Genomic DNA, 18,264 nt, shown 5'->3' with positions numbered 1-18,264 from the left:
TGATACACGAGCCCACAGTGCCTGACAGGCATGTCCCCGGGCGGGCATGAGCGGGTACCATCGGCAGAAACCGATCCAAGACGGGCGCCCCATGAGTCTCCCCCCCCTGCGCAGTGGTGATCTGCACATCCAGTTGACCCGAGGCGGTCAGAGTGCCCTGCGGGACCTGCAGCCGGGGCAGATCCTCCAGGCCCGGGTGCTGACCAGCGCCCAGCCCGGCGGCAATACCTTGCTGCGCCTGGGAGGTACGGGGGTGGAGGCGCGCCTGCCGGTGCCCGTGCAGGCCGGACAATCCCTCACCCTGCAGGTGACCGCCGTCCAGCCCCGACTCCAGTTGACCCTCCTGCCCGCCTCCACGGGCCAGGTCCGCACGGGCGGTGCTCAGGCCGGGACCGCAGCCACGACACCTCCTCCCTCCCCCAGCACACAGGCTCCCGGGAGCGCTTCCCTCCCCCCCGCCGGCCCGGCAGGCGGTCCCAGTGCGGCCCGGGCCCCCCTGTTGCGTCAGTGGGCCCCGGCCCAGGCCTCCCAGGCCCCGCTCATGGCCAGCCTGACCCGGCTCCAGAGCCAGGAGGCGGCCCCGGTGCGCCAGGGGCTGCCCCCGGCGGTGCGCCAGGCAATGGAGGCCCTGTGGAGGGACCTGCCCCGGGCGGAGGGCGTCACCACGGGGCCGGGACTGCGCCGTGCCCTGCTGGATTCGGGCCTCTTTCTGGAGGCGCGCCTGGCGCGGGCCGCCCAGGGCGGGGATGCCTCCCCCGTGAGCCGGGACCTGAAGGGGCGGCTCCTTTCCCTGGCGCAGCAGCTGCGCAGCCTGCCCCCGACCGCCCGCGGGGATGCGGATGCCCCCCCTCCGGCACGGCAGGAACCGCCACCCCCCTTCCGGGAGGCGCAGCCCGTGCCCCAGGGACGCCCCCAGAGTGCTCCGCTGCAGGCGGACCAGTGGCTCGCCACCCTGCAGCGCCAGGTGGAGGGCAGCCTGGCGCGTCTGGTGATGCACCAGCTGGCCAGTGCGGACCAGCCGGAGGAACCGGGGCAGTCGCCGCGCTGGTTCCTGGAACTCCCTTTGAAGGGGGAGGACGGAGTGGACGTGGTACACATGTGTCTGGAACGGGAGGGGGGGCATCGTGGGAGGCGGGAGGACCCGGATTGTCCCTGGCGTGCGGACCTGGCCCTGGATCTGCCGGGACTCGGGCCCCTCCATGTGCGGGTGGTGGTGCGTGGAGATCAGGTGACCAGCCAGTTCTGGGCAGAGGAGGCGACGGGAAGTGAGCGCCTGCAGCAGGCCCTGCCCCGGCTACGGGAGCGCCTGCAATCCCGCAACCTGGAGGTGGTGAACCTGCAGTGCCGCAACGCCCCGCCCCCGCCGGAACCCCCCACACGGGAGGATGGCCCCATCGTGGACGGGCGGGCATGAGTGAGGACCGAAGACCACCGCGCAGCGCCATCGCCCTGCAGTACACGGGCCGCGGCGCGCCACGGCTCACCGCCAAGGGCCGCGGTGAGGTGGCCGAACAGATCGAGGCCCTGGCCCGGACCCACGGGGTGGCCATCCACGAGGACGCGGCCCTGACCCAGGCCCTCTCCCAGGTCCCCCTGGGGGAGGAGATCCCCGAGAATCTGTACGTGGCCGTGGCGGAGGTGCTGGCCTTCGTCTACTGGCTCGGCGGACGCCACCCCGGGGACGAGAGAGATCCAGGGCGTGAGGATGAACCGGGAGGAGCAGCGCGGCCGGGGGAATGAAAACCGGGGTACGGCCTCAATTGGCCGGGGGGTTGCGCCGGTGCATGGCCAGAAGCAGATCCGCCTCCCCCCGGGAGAGACCACAGTGCTCCATGAGCTCTTCCCGGCCCGCCCCTTGTTGCAGCATGCGCATGGCGTGGTTGTAGGCGCCCTCCTCCGGCGCTTGCAGGGCCATGCGCTCCTGCTGCTCCGTCAGGCGGCGCAGCTGGCGCTGCAACTGCTCCCGCTCCTCCTCCGCCTGCTGGGCCTGGGCGTGCAGGGCGCTCAGTGCACCACGCAGGGACAGCAGCTCCGCCTCCTGTTCCTGCAGCGTCGCCCGCAGCCGCCGCACCTGGCGCAGCAGCCCGATGCAGGCGGCCAGGGCCACCAGCCCCGCCACCGATGCGATTGCCAAGCCGATATCAATGATCATGCGTACTCGTCGATGTGATCCGGGTCGTCCGTCGGACCCGGCCGCTCTCCGGGGCCCTGGTCCTGGGGCGAGTCCCCGGAGGCGGGCCCGTTCTCCCCCTCCTCCCGGTCCTTCTCCGGTTTCCGCTCCTCGCGGCGCCGTGGCCCCCGGGGGAAACGTCGCGCGTCATCGCCCTCCTCGGGCACGGGGCGGCCGGGGATGGAAGGGTGGGTCGGTGGGATGGGAAGATCGGCCGCCATCTTCATCCTCCTGTCTCCGGGCCCTGGCCTAGAGATTGGCCACCTCGGCCCATTCCTCATCCGTGAGAAGCTTGTTCAGGTCCACGACGATGGTCAGTTCGCCGTCGCGGCTGGCCACACCCTGAATGTACTTGGAACTCTCGTCGTTGCCTACGTTGGGGGCCGGATCCACTTCCCTGGCCGCCAGCTCGATCACCTCCGCCACGCTGTCCACCAGGATGCCGATGACCTGCCCGCTCACCTCGATGATCACCACCCGGGAGGCATCGTCGGGTTCCTTGTCGGGAAGCCCCATGCGCCGCCGCGCGTCGATCACCGTCACCACGTTGCCCCGCAGGTTGATGATGCCCAGGACGTAGTGGGGTGCCCCCGGGACCGGGGCGATCTCCGACACCCGCAGCACCTCCTGCACCTGCATGACGTTGATGGCATAGGTCTCTTCGGCGAGCCGGAAGGTCACATACTGGGACGCCTCGGCGGCGGTGGACACGGATTCTTTGGCCATGAAGCTCTTACCTCCATCTAGGGAATCGAACGACCGATGTTGCCCGGCGGATTACACCGGCCCGGCCACGGCCTGCATCCGACGCACGTCCCCTCCCCGCCTGGCGGAATCCAAGGATACACGGGATGGGACTCAATCCCAACGGCCGCTGGCCAGGGCCTGGGCCAGGTAATCCACGTCCAGGATGGCGCACAGCTGCCGGGTGACCGTGCCCGCCAGCCAGGGACGCCTGCCCTGGGGGGTGCGCCAGCGCACCGATTCGGGGTCCAGGGTCAGGGTCTCCTCCACCCGGTCACAGGCCAGTCCCCAGCGGGCCTCGTCGATGAGGATGAGATGTCCGGGGGACGGGCGCTGTCCGGGCAGCCGGTCGGCGGGCAGGACCAGGCGGGCGATGTCCACCACCTTGACCTGCTGCCCCTGGTGCTGGGCCAGCCCCATGAACAAAGGACCGTGCCCGGGCATGGGGGTGATCTGCTGCGGCATCTTCAGGATGCCGTTGAGCTTCACCAGGGGGACCGCCAGGGGCAGACCGGCGACCCGGAAGATCAGGCATTGAAAGCGCTCCGCGGCCCATGACGGCGGTCCATGGTCCGCCTTCTCCGGAGGCGGCGGGGACGGTGCCGGCCGCACAACGGGTTGCGGTGCCCGGTCCTGCTGCTCCGGGAGCGGGGGCGCGGTGGGCGGTTCCTCCTGCGCAATCTCCTGGAGCAGGCCATCCAGGTAGGCGCTGAGGGCCTGCTGTTCCTCCATGAGAACGGGTGCCTGGCGTCGTGCGTTCATGAGACCGCCCTGTGCCGGTAATCGTTGGTGCCCAAAAGGTCATCCAGCAGGCGCTCATAGGCCTGGGTCCCCTGGGCATCGGGGTACATGATGGGCAGGGGCTGTCCGGCGACGCTGGCCTCCCGGAACAGGGGGTCCACGGTGATCACCCCACGCCAGAGGCGGTCACGGTAACGCTCCCGCAGCTCCCACAGGGCCTGGGTGGCGGACCGGATGCGCTGGTCGTAGAGGGTGGGGATCACCAGGGCATCCAGGCCCTGCCCCCGGGAGCGCTGCACCATCTCCAGGGTGTGCAGCATGCGGTCCAGACCGCGGATGGCCAGGTATTCCGTCTGCACGGGGATGAGCAAGCGCTCGCAGGCGGCCAGGGCGTTCACCATGAGCACCCCCAGCATGGGGGGGCAATCCAGCAGCACGTGGTCGAAGCGATCCGACAGGGCCTCAATGGCACGGCGGATCACCAGGCCCATGCCCTGGCGGGTGCCCAGCTGCCGGTCCAGGGTGGCCTGGGCCGTGGAGGCGGGCAGGAGCCAGAGGTTCTCGAAGCCGGTGGCGCGCAGGGCCGTCTCCGGGCGCATGGGCTGCCGGTCCCCCACCCGCTGGAAGAGGCTGTAGACCCCGCCGGTGGCCCCCTCCGGGTCATGGCCGAAGTAGGCGGTGAGGGAGCCGTGGGGATCCAGGTCCACCAGCAGGGTGCGCCGCCCCCGCTGCGAGAGCAGTCCGCCCAGGGTGACGGTGGTGGTGGTCTTGCCCACCCCCCCCTTCTGGTTGGCCACGGCCCAGGTCAGCGTCGTCATGGCACGCCCTCCTGCCCGGGATCCCGTCCCCGCTGCAGCAGCAGTTCCATATCCTCCTGCAGGAGTTCCGGGGGCGCCCCCTGCCCGGTCCTGGGACGCTGCCCCGCCAGGATGACGATGTTCACCCGGCGGTTCTTCATGCGTCCCTCGGGGGTGTCGTTGTCCGCGATGGGCCGGTATTCGCCGAACCCGATGGCCGCCATCTGGTCCGGATCCACCCCGTTGCGGGCGAACAGGTTCACCACCGTGGCGGCCCGCCCGGCGGAGAGCTCCCAGTTGGAGGGATAGACCGAGGTGTTGATGGGGACGTTGTCCGTATGCCCCTCCACGTGCACGCGCACGGGGAACTGGCTGAGGATCCCCGCCAGGCGCTCCAGGATGGGGACCGCATCCGGGGCCAGTTCCGCGCTGCCGCTGCCAAACAGGATGCTGGTGTTGATCTCCACCTCGATCCACAGCTGATCGCGGCCCACGTCGATCATGCCCGACTCGATGAGCGGGGCCATGGCCCGCTCGATCTCGTCGGCCATGGTGTTGATGCCCAGGATGGCCTCGGAGAGGCCCTGCATGTCCATGTCCCCGAGGATCTCCTCCAGGCTGCGGCTCATGGGTTCCCCCAGGTCGATGGGGGCGGTCTCGGGGGCGCTCTGCACCATGGAGGGGGTGGGGGTGCGGATGACCTCGCCCACCTGCACGGGATCCACGGCCTTGGGGGGGGCCTTGAAGGCGGAGATCAGGGATTCGGAGAGGATGCGGTATTTGCCCTCGTTCACCGAAGAGATGGCGTACATCACGACGAAGAAGGCCAGCAGCAGGGTGAGCAGGTCCGCATAGGGGATCGCCCAGGCCTCGTGGTTCTGATGCTCCTCGTGTTTTTTCTTGCGTCCGGCCATGGCTCGGCTGGCTGCCCCCTGGCATCACCGCTGCAGATAGCCCTGCAGCTTGGTCTCGATATTGCGGGGATTCTCGCCCTCGGCGATGGAGATGATCCCCTCGATGATCATCTCGCGATAGGCGGCCTGGTGCTTGATGGTGGTCTTGAGCTTGTTGCTCACCGGCAGGAAGAACAGGTTGGCCGAGGAGATGCCATAGATGGTGGCCACGAAGGCGGCGGCGATGCCCGAACCCAGCTGGCTGGGATCCGCCAGGTTCTGCATCACCGCCATCAGGCCCATGACCGCCCCGATGATCCCCATGGTGGGGGCATAGATCCCCATGCCCTCGAAGACCTTGGCCCCTTCGGTGTCGTATTCCTCCTGGGTACTCATGTCCACCTCCAGGATGGTGCGGATGCCCTCGGGCTCGGTGCCGTCCACCAGCAGTTGCAGCCCCTTGCGGGCAAAGGCGTCCGTCTCCTCCTCGGCCATGGATTCCAGACCCAGCAGCCCCTCCTTGCGGGCCACCTGGCTCCAGCCGACGATGCGCTCGATGGTGGCCTCCGGGTCCAGCCGCGGCTGACGGAACACCCAGGGAAAGATGCGCATGGCCCGCAGCATGGCCCCGGGGCGGGTCTGCACCAGGGACGCCGCCACCGTGCCCACACCGACGATGAGAAAGGCCGCCAGGTTCCACAGGGCCGCCAGACCGCTCCCCTTGGCGATGCTGCCACCAAGGATGGCCAGCAGGGCCAGGAGCATGCCGATGAAGCTCAGGATATCCATGACTCAGCAGGCCTCCGCAAGGATCTTGCCGATCTGCTCCAAGGGCAGCACCCGGTCCGCCAGACCGGCATCCACCACCGCCGCGGGCATGCCATAGACCACACAGGTGTCCTCGTTCTGGGCCCAGACGGTGGAGCCGCAGCGCTTGAGCAGCCTTGCCCCCTCGCGCCCATCCGCTCCCATGCCGGTGAGGACGATAGCCAGGGCATCCCCGCGGAAGGCGGCGGCGGCGGAGTTGAAGGTGACGTCCACACAGGGGCGATAGTGCTGGTCCGGCGTGGCCTCGGTGATGCGCACCCGGCTGCGCCCCCCCCGGGACTCCACCTGCATCTGCTGCCCCCCCGGGGCCAGCAGGGCCAGACCGGGTTCCAGGGCATCGCCATCCTGGGCCTCCCGGACGCGGATGGCACAGAGCTGGTCCAGGCGCTGGGCGAAGGCAGGGGTGAAGCTGGCGGGCATGTGCTGCACCATCAGCAGCGGCAGGGGGAAACGGGCCGGAAGCTGGGCGAGGACCTTCTGCAGGGCCAGGGGGCCGCCGGTGGAGGTGCCGATGAGCACCACGCGGAAATCCCGCAGGTTCAGGGCCGGGGCACGCTCCCCCTCCGGGCGGGCCGCAGGGGCCGGCTCCGGTCGCGTCCGCACGCCGGCCCCCGGGGCCGGACGGGTTGCGGTACCCGGGGGTGCGGCGGGGGGTGTGGGCGTCCGCCCCACGCGGCCACGGCGGGCGATGTTGCGCACACGCCGGCAGAGGACATCCTTGGCCTCCTGCTGTTCCCGGGCGATGTCCTCGAAGCGCTTGGGCAGGAAGTCCACCGCCCCCGCCTCCAGGGCATCCAGGGTGGCCCTGGCCCCCTCGAAGGTGAGGGAGGAGAACATGAGGATGGGCACGGGCTGGCGTGCCATGATGCGGCGCACAGCGGTGATGCCGTCCATCACCGGCATCTCGATGTCCATGGTGATGACATCCGGCTTCAGGGCCAGGGTCTGGTCGATGGCCTCCTGTCCGTTGGCGGCCGTGCCCACCACCTCCAGGGCGGGATCCGCATTCAGGATATCCACGATGCGGCGCCGGAAGAACCCGGAATCATCGACCACCAGAACGCGAACTGCCATCAAGTCTCTCCGATCTTCACACGCACTGCGGCGCGCGTTGGGTCCCGGCCGTCCTCCGGGGAGCGAACGGCCCGTTCAGCCCCGGCGGGCATAGCTGTTGAGCAGACCGGGGACATCCAGGATCAGCGCGATCCCGCCGTCGCCGGTGATGGTGGCCCCGGCCAGACCGGGCACGCCGTGCAACACATTGCCCAGGGGTTTGATCACCACCTCCTCCTGGCCGATGAGGCTGTCCACCACGAACCCCACCCGCTGGTTGCCGGAGAAGACCACCACCACATGGCCCACCCCGTCCGGCGGCGGTGCATCCCCCGACACCAGCCAGCGACGCAGATAGTACAGGGGGATGGACCGGTTGCGCACCATGATCACCTCCTGGTCGTCGACGCGGTTGGTACGCGACAGGTCCAGGTCGAAGATCTCGCTGACGTTGGCCAGGGGCAAAGCGAAACGCTGTTTGCCCAGCACCACCATGAGGGTGGGCAGGATGGCCAGGGTCAGGGGCAGGCGCACCCGCAGGATGCTGCCCTTGCCCAGTTCGGAGGTGATCTCGATGCGGCCGTTGAGCTGGGCGATGCGGGTCTTGACCACATCCATGCCCACGCCGCGTCCGGAGACATCGGAGATCTCCGTCTTGGTGGAGAAACCGGCACGGAAGATGAGGTTGTAGGCATCGTGGTCCGACAAGCGGGCCGCGGCCTCCTCGTCCATGAGCCCCTTCTCCACCGCCTTGTTGCGCAGGATTTCGGGGTCCATGCCCTTGCCGTCATCGCTGATGGTGAGCAGGATGTGATCCCCCTCCTGGGTGGCGGAGAGCACCACGTGTCCGGCCCGGGGCTTGCCGGCCGCCTCCCGTTCCTCCGGGGATTCGATGCCATGGTCCACGGCGTTGCGCACCAGGTGTACCAGGGGATCGGAGAGGGCCTCCACCAGGTTCTTGTCCAGGTCGGTGTCTTCCCCCTGGAGTTCCAGGTTGACTTCCTTCTTGAGGCTGCGGGCCAGGTCCCGCACCACCCGGGGGAAGCGCCCGAAGACCTTCTTGATGGGCTGCATGCGGGTCTTCATGACCGCCGTCTGCAGATCGGCGGTGACCACGTCCAGGTTGGTCACCGCCTTGGAGACCTGTTCGTCCCCCATGCGCGAGCGCAGGGTGGCCAGGCGGTTACGCACCAGCACCAGCTCCCCCACCAGGTTCATGATGTCGTCCAGACGCTTGGTGTCCACACGCACCGAGGTCTCGGCGGGTGCGGACCGGGCCGGGGCACCGCCCTTGTCCCCCTCCTTGCCCTGCTCCCTGCCCGGGCCCTGCTCCTTGTCCGGCCCGCCGGAGGGGGCCGCCGCCGGCTTGTCCCCCCCGTGGGCGGGGGGCTGCGCACCGCCCGCGCCCCCCTGGGCGGTCTTCGGCGCCGCCTGGCCCTCCACGGGACGGGGGGGATGGCCCTTGCCATGGAGATTGTCCAGGAGTTGCTCGAACTCCTGTTCGCTGATCTCGTCGTCCCCCTTGCCGGCATCCTTTCCGGTGCTGGGGGGGGCGCCTGTACCGTTCCCCTTGCCCTGGAGTTCATCCAGGATCTGTTCAAACTCCTCGTCGGTGATGAGATCCCCACCACCGCCGGTGGTTTGGGACTGGGCAGGGGATGCAGGCGACGCGGCCCCACCGCCCCCCTGACCCTTTTGTTCCTGCATGGCATCCAGCAGGGCCTCGAACTCCTCGTCGGTGATATCCCCGCCTCCGGTCTGGGCGGATGCCTCCGCCGGACCGGGCATGGGGGTCTCTGCGGGCTCCGCTGATGGTCCTGCAGATGGCTCCGGAGCCGCGGCGGGGGCCATGCCGGCGGGTTCCTCCCCCGGGGGATAGGTCAGGGGCTCCAGGGCATCCAGCAGTTCCTGGGGGGCCGGGGCGGGTTCCTCGCCGGAGCGGATCTCGTCGAACATGCGATTGAGCACATCCAGCACCTGGAGGATGATATCCATCAGGTTGCTGTCCACCTGGCGCTGCCCCTGGCGCAGCAGGTTGAAGACGTCCTCCGAGCGGTGGCAGATCTTCACCAGGTTCTCGAGATTGAGGAAACCGGCCCCGCCCTTGATGGTATGGAAACTGCGGAAGACGGAGTTGAGCAGATCCTTGTCGTCGGGTGTGCGCTCCAGCTCCACCAACTGTTCCCCGAGGCCATCCAATAGTTCGGAGGCCTCCACGAGGAAGTCGTTCAGGATCTCGTCATCGGTGTCCAGGCTCATGTCGATCTCTCGCGCGTCATGCGATTACCCCGTCTACCCCGAGGTTTGCGGCCGGTGCGGGAAATTCTGAACGTCCGGCCCCACCTGCGGCGGGGCCGGACGTGGAGGCGGTCTGCACCGCGACGAATGCGCAGGATCAGAAGCCGAGGCTGGACAGCAGTTCGTCCACGTCGTCCTGGCCGCTGACCACGTCCCCCTGGTCCGAGGTGCCGGACACCGCCGGACCCGTGCCGCGGCTGTCCTTCTCACCGTCCTGGTCGGCCGTCTGCGCATGGCCGCCCTCTTCCGGCTTGGCCAGGCGTTGCCCGGAGACCCGTACCAGCCCCACCAGGTTGTCCTCCAGTTCCTGGACCAGGGTGATCACCCGGCGGATCACCTGGCCGGTCAGGTCCTGGAAGTCCTGGGCCATGAGCACCTCGGAGAGGGCCTGGCGCAGCTTCTCGGCATCCCGCTCCGCATCCTCCAGGAAACGACCCAGGTGGGCGCTCACCTCGCGGAACTCCTCCAGGGACATCTCCCGTTGGCGAAAACGCGACCACTCCGCCCGCAGATGCCCCGCCCGCTGGGCCAGGGACTCGGACAGGGGCAGGCTCTCCTCCACGGCATTGAGGGTGCGGTGGGCCGACTGCTCGGTCATGGTAACCACGTAGTTGAGGCGTTCCTTGGCGTCGGGGATGTCCTGCCGGGTGAGTTCGGCGAGCCGCGTGTCGCGGCGGAAGCCGTTGAGGGCCTCATGCAGGTCCCGGGTGAGCTTGCCCAGCTGGGAAAAGAGCACGCTCTCGTGGGTCTGGCCCAGTTCCTCGATGAGGCGCCCGGCCCCGACCTCATCCCCCGCCTCCATGAGCTGTACCAGCTCCCGGGCGCGGGCCAGCTGCTCTTCCTTGAAGATGGCGGCGGTATCTTCGTCTGAATGGTTCATGGCGGATCTTCAGGCCTGCTGCTGTTCCAGGCGTTCGAAGATCTTGTCGATCTTCTCCCGCAGGGTCTCGGCGGTGAAGGGCTTGACGATGTACCCGTTCACCCCCGCCTGGGCCGCCTCGATGATCTGCTCGCGCTTGGCCTCGGCGGTCACCATGAGCACCGGCAGGTCCTTGATACGCGGGTCGGCACGTACCGCGCGCAACAGGTCGATGCCGGGCATCCCGGGCATGTTCCAGTCCGTCACGAGGAAGTCGTAGTTGCCGTTTTGCAGCATGGGCAGGGCGGTATTGCCATCATCCGCCTCGGCGGTGTTGTTGTAGCCCAGATCCCGAAGCAGGTTCTTGATGATGCGCCGCATCGTGGAGAAGTCGTCCACGATGAGGATCTTCATGTTCTTGTTCACGAAAGCCTCCCGATTGATGCGTAGCCGATCCCCGCAAGGGCGGCGGAGGATCGATATCCCGGTGAGTGGATGACGGTGTCCTCAGACCCGTTCCCCGTCGGCAACCCACTCGCTCATGCGGGCCTTGAGGCGCATCAGCGCCTGGCCGTGGATCTGACAGACGCGGGATTCACTGACCCCCAGCACCTGCCCGATCTCCCGCAGGTTCAGTTCCTCATCATAATACAGGGACAGCACCAGCCGCTCCCGCTCTGGCAATCCCTGGATATTCTCCGCCAGTGAGGTCTTGAAATCCCCCCGTTCCAGGCTCTGCAGGGGATCCGGACCGTGGTCCGGGAAGGCGGGCTCGCCGCCCGATTCGGGGTCCCCCAGGTCGTCGAAGGCCAGCACGCGGCTGGTGACGGCGTCCCGCAGCATGTCCTGGTAGGTCTTCATGTCCACCCCAAGACCGTCGGCGATCTCCGCGGCGGTGGCCTCCCGCCCTTCCCGGTGCTCGATCTCCCGGATGGTCTCGCTGATGCGGCGGGAATGACGGTGCACCGAACGCGGGGTCCAGTCGCTGCGCCGCACCTCGTCCAGCATGGCGCCACGGATACGGATGCCGGCATAGGTCTCAAAGCTGGCCCCCTGGGACGGGTCGTAGTGGCGTGCCGCCTCCAGCAGGCCGATGATGCCCGACTGGATGAGGTCATCCACCTGCACGTTGGCGGGCAATCGTGCCAGCAGGTGATAGGCGATGCGCTTCACCAGCGGCACGTGCTCGTCCACCAGGCGGTTTTGGTCCAACTGTGGCGTGGCGTACATGGCTTGGCTGCTTATGGCACGGGCTCCGGATCGCCCTGGCCACTGGCCACCAGGCGTTCCACGAAGAATTCGATCCCCCCCCGGGCCCCGCGTGGCATGGGCCACTGCTGGATGCGCCGGCCCAGGCTGGCAAAGGCCCGGGCCGAGGGGGAGGACGGGAAGGCGTCCACCACGGAGCGGCGCCGCTGCACGGCCTTGCGCAGATAGTCGTCATGGGGGATCGAACCCAGGTAGTCCAGCATGACGTCATCCAGAAAGCGTTCGCATACCGCCACCAGCTTGCGGAACAGGCCCCGGCCCTCGTCCTCCTGCTCGTTGCGCACCATGTTGGCCAGGATGCGAAAACGCTGGATGCCGTGGTCCCGGTACAGGACCTTGATGAGGGCATAGGCGTCGGTGATGGAGGCGGGCTCGTCACACACCACCACCAGCACCTCCTGGGCGGCGCGGCAGAAGCTGGTGACGCTGTCGTGCAGGCCGGCGGCGGTGTCCACCACCAGCACGTCCACGGACCGGGTGAGCTCGCTGAAGGCGTGGATGATCCCCACATGCTGCGCCGGCTCCAGGTCCGCCATGCGGGCGATGCCGGACGCGGCGGGCACGATGGCGATCCCCCCCGGTCCATCGATGATCACCTCCTCCAGACCGCATTCCCCCGCCAGGACATGGGAGAGATTGAGCCGGGGCTGGAGCCCCAGGAGCACGTCCACGTTGGCCAGGCCCAGGTCGGCGTCCATGAGCATCACGCTCTGGCCGGACCGGGAGAGGGCGGCGCTCAGGTTGACCGAGACATTGGTCTTGCCGACCCCGCCCTTGCCGCTGGATACGGCGATGACGCGTACCGGCTTGAGACGGTCCCCGGGCTGCGCTGCGGCGGCCCGGTCTTCAGTGGCTGGAGGCATGGGCAAACCTGGTGCTGGGTTCGTGGATCCGTTCCCGGGTCGACGGAATGCTGAAGGCCGGGGTCTGTTCCTCGTCGCGTCGGGCCACGCGGCTGCGCTCCCGGCGGCGATGATCCACCATCTCGGCCGCCTGATGCATCAGGCGCTGGGCCTGTGCGGGACGCAGGTCGTCGGGGATGCGCTGCCCCTCGCTGACGAAGGACAGGGGCAATCCGGCCCGGATGAGGGCGGACAGGGCCTCGCCCAGGCTGGCCGCCTCGTCCACCTTGGTGAGGATGCAGGCGTCGGGCTCCAGCCGGCTGAAGGCCTGCAGGGTCTCCCCCAGGGCCGCCTTCTGCACGTTGGCCGCCAGCACTAGCAACACCCGGGCCGAGGGGATGGAGGTCATGCCCGCCAGTTCGTCCAGCATGCGCATGTCCCGCTGGCTAGTGCCGGCGGTGTCGATGAAGACCATCTGCTTGGACTGGAGCCTCTCTAGCATATCGTTGAGTTGCCGCCCTGTCTGCGCGGCGTAGACGGGGACCCCGAGCAACTGGCCGAAGGTCTGCAACTGGCGCTGGGCCCCCAGGCGATTGCCGTCGGTGGTGATCAGGGCCACGGAATCCTGACCATGGCGCAGGGTGTAGAGGGCGGCCAGCTTAGCCACCGTGGTGGTCTTGCCCACGCCACTGGGCCCTACCAGGGTGATGATACCACTCTCATCCAGGAGACCGTCAGTGGACACCGGCACGCGGTCGGCAAAGGCCGACAGGGCCTCCTCCCAGCCCTCCACCGGATCGTCGGGGGTATCCACCTGACGGGCGATGTCCCGGGAGAGTTCCTGCTCCAGGCCGATCCACTGCAGGCGGCGGGCGATGGTGGCCCGCCAGGGCTCGGCGCGGGCGAACTCCTGGTTGGCCAGGCTGCAGAGCTGTTCCTGCAGCATGCCCCGCAGCCCCTGGATCTCCTTCTGCATGGCCAGCAGGGCAGGCTCGCGCATGGGATCGCGCCGGCTGCGTCCGGTGGCTCCGCTTTCGCCCCCCCGCGGGGACTCCACCGCTGCGTCCTGCGGCGGCTCCATCACGGGGGTGAGCAGGGCCCCCAGGGGATCGTCGTCGTCCCCGGGGGCGGCTGCACCTTCAGGGGCGGACCGATGTGTCTCCTGGCGTCTGCCCGCATCCCCGGCGTGGTCCCCGGAGGGCTCGGCCGCCGAGGCCATGCGATGCACCTCCTCCTCGTCGTAGTCGATGGCGGCGATCAGCTCGATGCCCCCCTCCACCTTGCGGCTGGAGAGGATCACCGCGTCGGGCCCCTGGGCCTCGCGCACCCGGTTGATGGCCTGGCGCATGTCGGGGGCGAAATAGCGTTTGATCTTCATGTCGATACCTGTCCATCAGCCTGGTGGGGCGGGCACCGTCGTGATCCCCTGCCCCTGTGTTCGGTTACTGGTCTTCCCGGCCCACCGTGGCCACCACGCGGATCTGCTTGTTGTCCGGGATCTCCGTGTAGGCCAGTACATGCAGTCCGCGCACGGCGCTGCGCAGCCAGCGGGCCATCCAGGGCCGGATATCCGGGGAGACCACCAGCACCGCGGGTTCCCCCGCCCGTTCCTGGCGGTCGGCCGCCTCGGAGATGGAGCGCTGCAGGCGTTCCGCCAGCCCCGGCTCCATCCCGAGACCCCCTCCGGATGTCCCCTGGACAGATTTCTGCAATATCTGTTCCAACGAGGGGTCGATGGCGATCAGAGGCAGTTCCGGCGCGGTACCGACGATGTTCTGGACGATGGAACGGGCCAGGGCCCCCCGTACGGCGGCGGTGAGGACGTCAGGATCCTGACTCCGCACGCCATGCTCCGCCAAGGTTTCGGCGATGGTGCGCATGTCCCGGATGGGGATCTGCTCCGCCAGGAGGTTTTGCATCACCTTGAGGATGACCCCCAGGCTCAGGGTCTTGGGCACCAGGTTCTCCACCAGTTTGGGGGAGTGCTTGGCCAGGGTGTCCAGCAGGTGCTGCACCTCTTCATGGCCCAGCAGTTCGTGGGCATGGTCCTTGAGGATCTGGGAGAGATGGGTGGCGATGACGGTGCCCGCGTCCACCACCGTGTAGCCCAGGCCCTGGGCCTCCTCCCGCTGCGAGGGGGCGATCCACAGGGCATCCAGGCCGAAAGTGGGGTCCTTGGTGGGGGTACCCTTGATCTCGCCGAAGACCTGGCCGGGGTTGATGGCCAGTTCCCGGTCCGGGAAGACCTCCCCCTCGCCCACGGTCACCCCCATGAGGGTGATGCGGTACTGGTTGGGACCGAGATCCAGGTTGTCCCGGATGTGCACCGGCTGGATGAGGAAACCCAACTCCTGGGAGAGCTTGCGCCGCACCCCCTTGATGCGGCCCATGAGCTGCCCCCCCTGGGAACGGTCCACCAGGGGGATGAGGCGGTAGCCCACCTCCAGCCCCACCAGGTCCACCGGCGGCACGTCGTCCCAGGTGAGTTCCTTGGTCTCCGGACTGGGCGCAGGGGCCGCCTCCGCCTCCATCTGGCGGGACTCGGCCAGTTCCGCCGCCGCCCGCTGCTGCTGCATGAGATAGCCGCTGGCGGCCATGAGGATCGCCAGGCTCAAAAACACCAGGTTGGGCATCCCCGGCACCAGCTCCAGCAGGCCGATGATGCCGGCGGCCACGTACAGGGCGCGGGAGGCCCCGAACAGCTGGGAGAGCACCTGCTGGCCCATGTCCTGGGCGCTGGAGACGCGGGTGACGATGATGGCCGTGGCCGAGGACAGCAGCAGCGACGGGATCTGCGCCACCAGGCCGTCGCCGATGGTGAGCAGCACGTAGTTGGTGGCGGCGTCGCCCACGCTCATGTCCTGCTGCAGGGTGCCGATCACCAGGCCGCCGATGATGTTGATGAACAGGATCAGGATGCCGGCGATGGCATCCCCGCGCACGAACTTGCTGGCCCCGTCCATGGAGCCGTAGAAATCCGCCTCCTGGGCCACCTCGTCCCGCCGCCGGCGGGCCTCGTCCTGGGAGATGAGGCCGGCGTTGAGGTCGGCATCGATGGCCATCTGCTTGCCGGGCATGGCATCCAGGGTGAAGCGGGCGCTCACCTCGGAGACGCGCCCCGCCCCCTTGGTCACCACGACGAAGTTGATGATCACCAGGATGGTGAACACCACCAGACCCACGGCGTAATTCCCCCCCACGACGAAGTCGCCGAAGGCCTGGATGACGTTGCCCGCCGCCGCGGTACCGGTATGCCCCTCCAGCAGGATCACCCGGGTGGAGGCCACGTTCAGGGCCAGGCGCAACAGCGTGGCCACCAGCAGCACCGTGGGGAAGACGGCGAACTCCAGGGGCCGGGGGGTATACACGGCCACCATGATCACCACCAGGGACAGGGCGATGTTGAAGGTGAACAGCAGGTCCAGGGCCAGAGGGGGCAGCGGGATGACCATCATGGCCAGCAGGGCCATCAGCAGCAGCGGGGCCCCCAGACCCGAACGCTTGATCGTCTGCAGGGAGTCGGCCAGGGTCGCCATTTATGCGTTCTCCGAAGGCGTGGAATCGGGATTGGCCAGATCGTCCGGCACGGGCAGATCCGTGGGCGGCGGGGGCGGCTCCCCCCCCTGACGCTGCGCGCTGCGCAGCTGATAGACATAGGCCAGCACCTGGGCCACGGCCACGTACAGGGCCGCCGGGATCTCCTGATCCAGCTTGGTGCCAAAGTACAGGGCCCGGGCCAGGGGGGGCGCGGAGAAGACGGCCACGCCGTGGCTGCGGGCCGTCTCGCGGATCTCGGCGGCGACGAGATCGGCCCCCTTGGCCACCACCCGGGGCGCCCGCATCTTCGACTGGTCGTACTTCAGGGCCACGGCGAAGTGGGTGGGGTTGGTCACCACCACGTCCGCCTTGGGCACCTCGGCCATCATGCGCCGGCGGGAGATCTCCTGCTGGGTCTGGCGGATCTTGCTCTTGACCTCCGGCTTGCCCTCGGTCTCCTTGTATTCATCCTTGACCTCCTGCTTGGTCATGCGCAGCTGGCGCTGGTGATTCCAGATCTGGAAGGGCACGTCCACCAGGGTGACAAAGACCATGGTGGAACTCAGGGCCACGAAGGTCCAGGCGATGAGATAGCCGGCATGAGCCAGTCCGGGCCCCATCTCCTGGCTGCCCAGGGCGATGATGCGGTTGGCGAAGGTCCAGAGGATGATGGTGGCCACGGTGGCGATGAGGCCGAACTTGGCCAGGGTCTTGCCCAGCTCCATGGCCCCCTGGGGGCCGAAGATGCGCTTGAGGCCCTTCATGGGATCCAGTTTCTCCCCCTTGAAGGCCATCCCCTGGGGCCGGAAGCGTCCGCCCCCCATGACCACCGGCCCGATCACCGCGGCGATGGCCAGCACCCCCATCAGCGGGGCCAGGATCAGCAGCCCCTGGGCCAGGCGGTCCTCCAGGGCGGTGAGCATGTAGGCGGGATCGAAGATGCGACCCCGGTCGATCATGAAACTGCGGCGGAAGAGCTCCTGGATGCGGTCCATCATGGCCCCGCCGAAGGTGAGCAGGGTCACCGACCCGGCCAGCAGCACCAGCGTGGTGTTCAGCTCCTTGGAACTGGCCACCTGCCCCTTGTCCTGGGCATCCCGCAGGCGTTTCGGGGTGGGTTCCTCGGTCTTCTCCTGGGAGGATTCATTCTCTGCCATGGTCTAGGCCCCCAGGATCCGTTGAATGGCCTCAAAGGCGGACAGGACCAGGTCCTCCACCCGGGGAACCAGGGCCGGCAGGCTGAACAGGATGAGCAGAAAGCCCAGCAGGATCATCATGGGGAAGCCCACGGCGAAGATGTTCAGCTGCGGCGAGGCCCGGGTGATGACCCCCATGGAGAGGTTCACCATGAGCATGGCGGCCACCACGGGCAGCCCCACCAGGATGGCCCCCACGTACATGGTGGAACCGAACTGCACCACCGTCCACAGATCCACGCGGGTGAGACCGTCCACCGCCACGGGCAGGAGCGTGAAGCTCTGTACCAGCATATCCAGCATGAACAGGTGACCGTTCATGCTGAGAAAGAGCAGCGTCCCCATGATGACGAAGATCTGCGACACCACCGGCACCTGCACCCCCATACCCGGATCCACCATGGAGGCATAGCCCAGCCCCATGGACAGGGCGATGGATTCCCCCGCCATGGTCAGGGCGCTCATCACCATCTGCAGGATAAAGCCCATGCTCACACCGATGAGGATCTGCTGTACGGTCACCGCCAGCCCCTCCAGGCTGAAGGGCTGGATGGCCGGGGGCTGGGGCAGCAGCGGGGCCACGAACAGCGCCAGCAGCATGGCCAGCCCGACGCGCACCCGCACCGGGATCATGCCGGCACCGAAGATGGGGGCCGCCAGGAACATGCCGGTGATGCGCACGAAGGGCCAGACAAAGGATCCGACCCAGGCCATCAGCTGTGCCTCGGTGAACTGGAACATGGCCGCCCTACCCGATCAGCCCCGGGATGGCGTCATAGAGCCGCAGGACATACTCCACCAGCAGATCCAGCATCCAGCTGCCGAAGACGATCAGGGCCACGAACATGGCCAGCAGCTTGGGAATGAAGGACAGGGTCATCTCCTGGATGGAGGTGGCCGCCTGCAGCATACCGATGAGCAGACCCACCGCCAGGCCGGTGAGCAGCACCGGGGCGGAGAGCATGATGATGACCATCAGGGCATGCTGTCCCACGTCGATGACGATGTCCTGACTCATGGATGCCTCCCCGGAGGAA

The 18,264-nt window shown here is 68.2% G+C and carries 20 protein-coding genes; 2 read left to right on the top strand and 18 right to left on the bottom strand.

Going from position 1 to position 18,264, the window contains the following annotated elements; all coding sequences use genetic code 11:
- The first annotated feature begins 91 nt into the window (after positions 1 to 91).
- The gene (gene fliK, locus CKO33_RS00845; protein ID WP_200178305.1) at positions 92 to 1,414 is read left to right on the top strand and encodes a flagellar hook-length control protein FliK; all 1,323 of its coding nucleotides are present in this window, start codon (positions 92 to 94) and stop codon (positions 1,412 to 1,414) included.
- Positions 1,411 to 1,740, top strand: coding sequence for an EscU/YscU/HrcU family type III secretion system export apparatus switch protein (locus CKO33_RS00840; RefSeq protein ID WP_200178293.1), 330 nt, complete (start codon positions 1,411 to 1,413; stop codon positions 1,738 to 1,740). Before fliK ends, CKO33_RS00840 begins: the two co-directional genes overlap by 4 nt.
- A gap of 16 nt (positions 1,741 to 1,756) precedes the next feature.
- Here CKO33_RS00840 and CKO33_RS00835 read toward each other — a convergent pair whose 3' ends face one another.
- From CKO33_RS00835 to fliQ, 18 genes are all read right to left on the bottom strand, one after another.
- Positions 1,757 to 2,134: a DUF2802 domain-containing protein gene (locus CKO33_RS00835; RefSeq protein ID WP_242472395.1), complete on the bottom strand. Its 378-nt coding sequence runs from the start codon at positions 2,132 to 2,134 to the stop codon at positions 1,757 to 1,759.
- Between the two features lie 14 nt (positions 2,135 to 2,148).
- Complete coding sequence (locus CKO33_RS00830; RefSeq protein ID WP_200178285.1) at positions 2,149 to 2,391, bottom strand: hypothetical protein; 243 nt, start codon at positions 2,389 to 2,391, stop codon at positions 2,149 to 2,151.
- Positions 2,392 to 2,419: 28 nt separating this feature from the next.
- Entirely contained in the window at positions 2,420 to 2,896 is a 477-nt protein-coding gene (locus CKO33_RS00825) for a chemotaxis protein CheW (protein ID WP_200178283.1), read from the bottom strand.
- Between the two features lie 132 nt (positions 2,897 to 3,028).
- On the bottom strand, positions 3,029 to 3,676 hold the full coding sequence (locus CKO33_RS00820; protein WP_200178281.1) for a chemotaxis protein CheW: 648 nt from the start codon (positions 3,674 to 3,676) through the stop codon (positions 3,029 to 3,031).
- Complete coding sequence (locus CKO33_RS00815; RefSeq protein ID WP_200178279.1) at positions 3,673 to 4,473, bottom strand: ParA family protein; 801 nt, start codon at positions 4,471 to 4,473, stop codon at positions 3,673 to 3,675. The genes CKO33_RS00820 and CKO33_RS00815 overlap by 4 nt, the downstream gene beginning before the upstream one ends.
- Positions 4,470 to 5,366, bottom strand: a complete 897-nt coding sequence (gene motD, locus CKO33_RS00810) for a flagellar motor protein MotD (RefSeq protein WP_200178278.1) — start codon at positions 5,364 to 5,366, stop codon at positions 4,470 to 4,472. Before motD ends, CKO33_RS00815 begins: the two co-directional genes overlap by 4 nt.
- 24 nt (positions 5,367 to 5,390) lie before the next feature.
- Positions 5,391 to 6,134: a flagellar motor protein gene (locus tag CKO33_RS00805; protein WP_200178277.1), complete on the bottom strand. Its 744-nt coding sequence runs from the start codon at positions 6,132 to 6,134 to the stop codon at positions 5,391 to 5,393.
- 3 nt (positions 6,135 to 6,137) lie between these two features.
- Positions 6,138 to 7,247, bottom strand: a complete 1,110-nt coding sequence (locus CKO33_RS00800; protein ID WP_200178275.1) for a protein-glutamate methylesterase/protein-glutamine glutaminase — start codon at positions 7,245 to 7,247, stop codon at positions 6,138 to 6,140.
- A 75-nt stretch (positions 7,248 to 7,322) separates the two neighbouring features.
- Positions 7,323 to 9,485 carry a chemotaxis protein CheA gene (locus tag CKO33_RS00795; RefSeq protein WP_200178274.1) on the bottom strand — a complete coding sequence of 721 codons (2,163 nt, stop codon included), beginning with the start codon at positions 9,483 to 9,485 and terminating at the stop codon, positions 7,323 to 7,325.
- Between the two features lie 136 nt (positions 9,486 to 9,621).
- Positions 9,622 to 10,404, bottom strand: coding sequence for a protein phosphatase CheZ (locus CKO33_RS00790; RefSeq protein WP_200178272.1), 783 nt, complete (start codon positions 10,402 to 10,404; stop codon positions 9,622 to 9,624).
- Positions 10,405 to 10,413: 9 nt separating this feature from the next.
- On the bottom strand, positions 10,414 to 10,797 hold the full coding sequence (locus CKO33_RS00785; RefSeq protein WP_177217582.1) for a chemotaxis response regulator CheY: 384 nt from the start codon (positions 10,795 to 10,797) through the stop codon (positions 10,414 to 10,416).
- 93 nt (positions 10,798 to 10,890) lie between these two features.
- Complete coding sequence (locus CKO33_RS00780) at positions 10,891 to 11,613, bottom strand: RNA polymerase sigma factor FliA (protein ID WP_200178270.1); 723 nt, start codon at positions 11,611 to 11,613, stop codon at positions 10,891 to 10,893.
- 11 nt (positions 11,614 to 11,624) lie between these two features.
- Positions 11,625 to 12,515 (bottom strand): MinD/ParA family protein, encoded by an 891-nt coding sequence (locus tag CKO33_RS00775; protein WP_200178269.1) that lies wholly within the window; start codon positions 12,513 to 12,515, stop codon positions 11,625 to 11,627.
- The gene (gene flhF, locus CKO33_RS00770) at positions 12,499 to 13,872 is read right to left on the bottom strand and encodes a flagellar biosynthesis GTPase FlhF (RefSeq protein ID WP_200178268.1); all 1,374 of its coding nucleotides are present in this window, start codon (positions 13,870 to 13,872) and stop codon (positions 12,499 to 12,501) included. The genes CKO33_RS00775 and flhF overlap by 17 nt, the downstream gene beginning before the upstream one ends.
- A gap of 64 nt (positions 13,873 to 13,936) precedes the next feature.
- On the bottom strand, positions 13,937 to 16,030 hold the full coding sequence (gene flhA / locus CKO33_RS00765) for a flagellar biosynthesis protein FlhA (protein ID WP_200178267.1): 2,094 nt from the start codon (positions 16,028 to 16,030) through the stop codon (positions 13,937 to 13,939).
- Positions 16,031 to 17,188, bottom strand: a complete 1,158-nt coding sequence (gene flhB, locus CKO33_RS00760; protein ID WP_200178266.1) for a flagellar biosynthesis protein FlhB — start codon at positions 17,186 to 17,188, stop codon at positions 16,031 to 16,033.
- 3 nt (positions 17,189 to 17,191) lie between these two features.
- The gene (gene fliR, locus CKO33_RS00755) at positions 17,192 to 17,968 is read right to left on the bottom strand and encodes a flagellar biosynthetic protein FliR (protein ID WP_200178265.1); all 777 of its coding nucleotides are present in this window, start codon (positions 17,966 to 17,968) and stop codon (positions 17,192 to 17,194) included.
- 7 nt (positions 17,969 to 17,975) lie between these two features.
- Positions 17,976 to 18,245: a flagellar biosynthesis protein FliQ gene (gene fliQ, locus CKO33_RS00750; protein WP_200178264.1), complete on the bottom strand. Its 270-nt coding sequence runs from the start codon at positions 18,243 to 18,245 to the stop codon at positions 17,976 to 17,978.
- Positions 18,246 to 18,264: the final 19 nt, after the last annotated feature.

Source organism: Ectothiorhodospira mobilis (assembly GCF_016584115.1).
GTDB classification, from domain to species: domain Bacteria; phylum Pseudomonadota; class Gammaproteobacteria; order Ectothiorhodospirales; family Ectothiorhodospiraceae; genus Ectothiorhodospira; species Ectothiorhodospira mobilis.
This window is presented reverse-complemented; position numbering and strand designations above follow the sequence as displayed.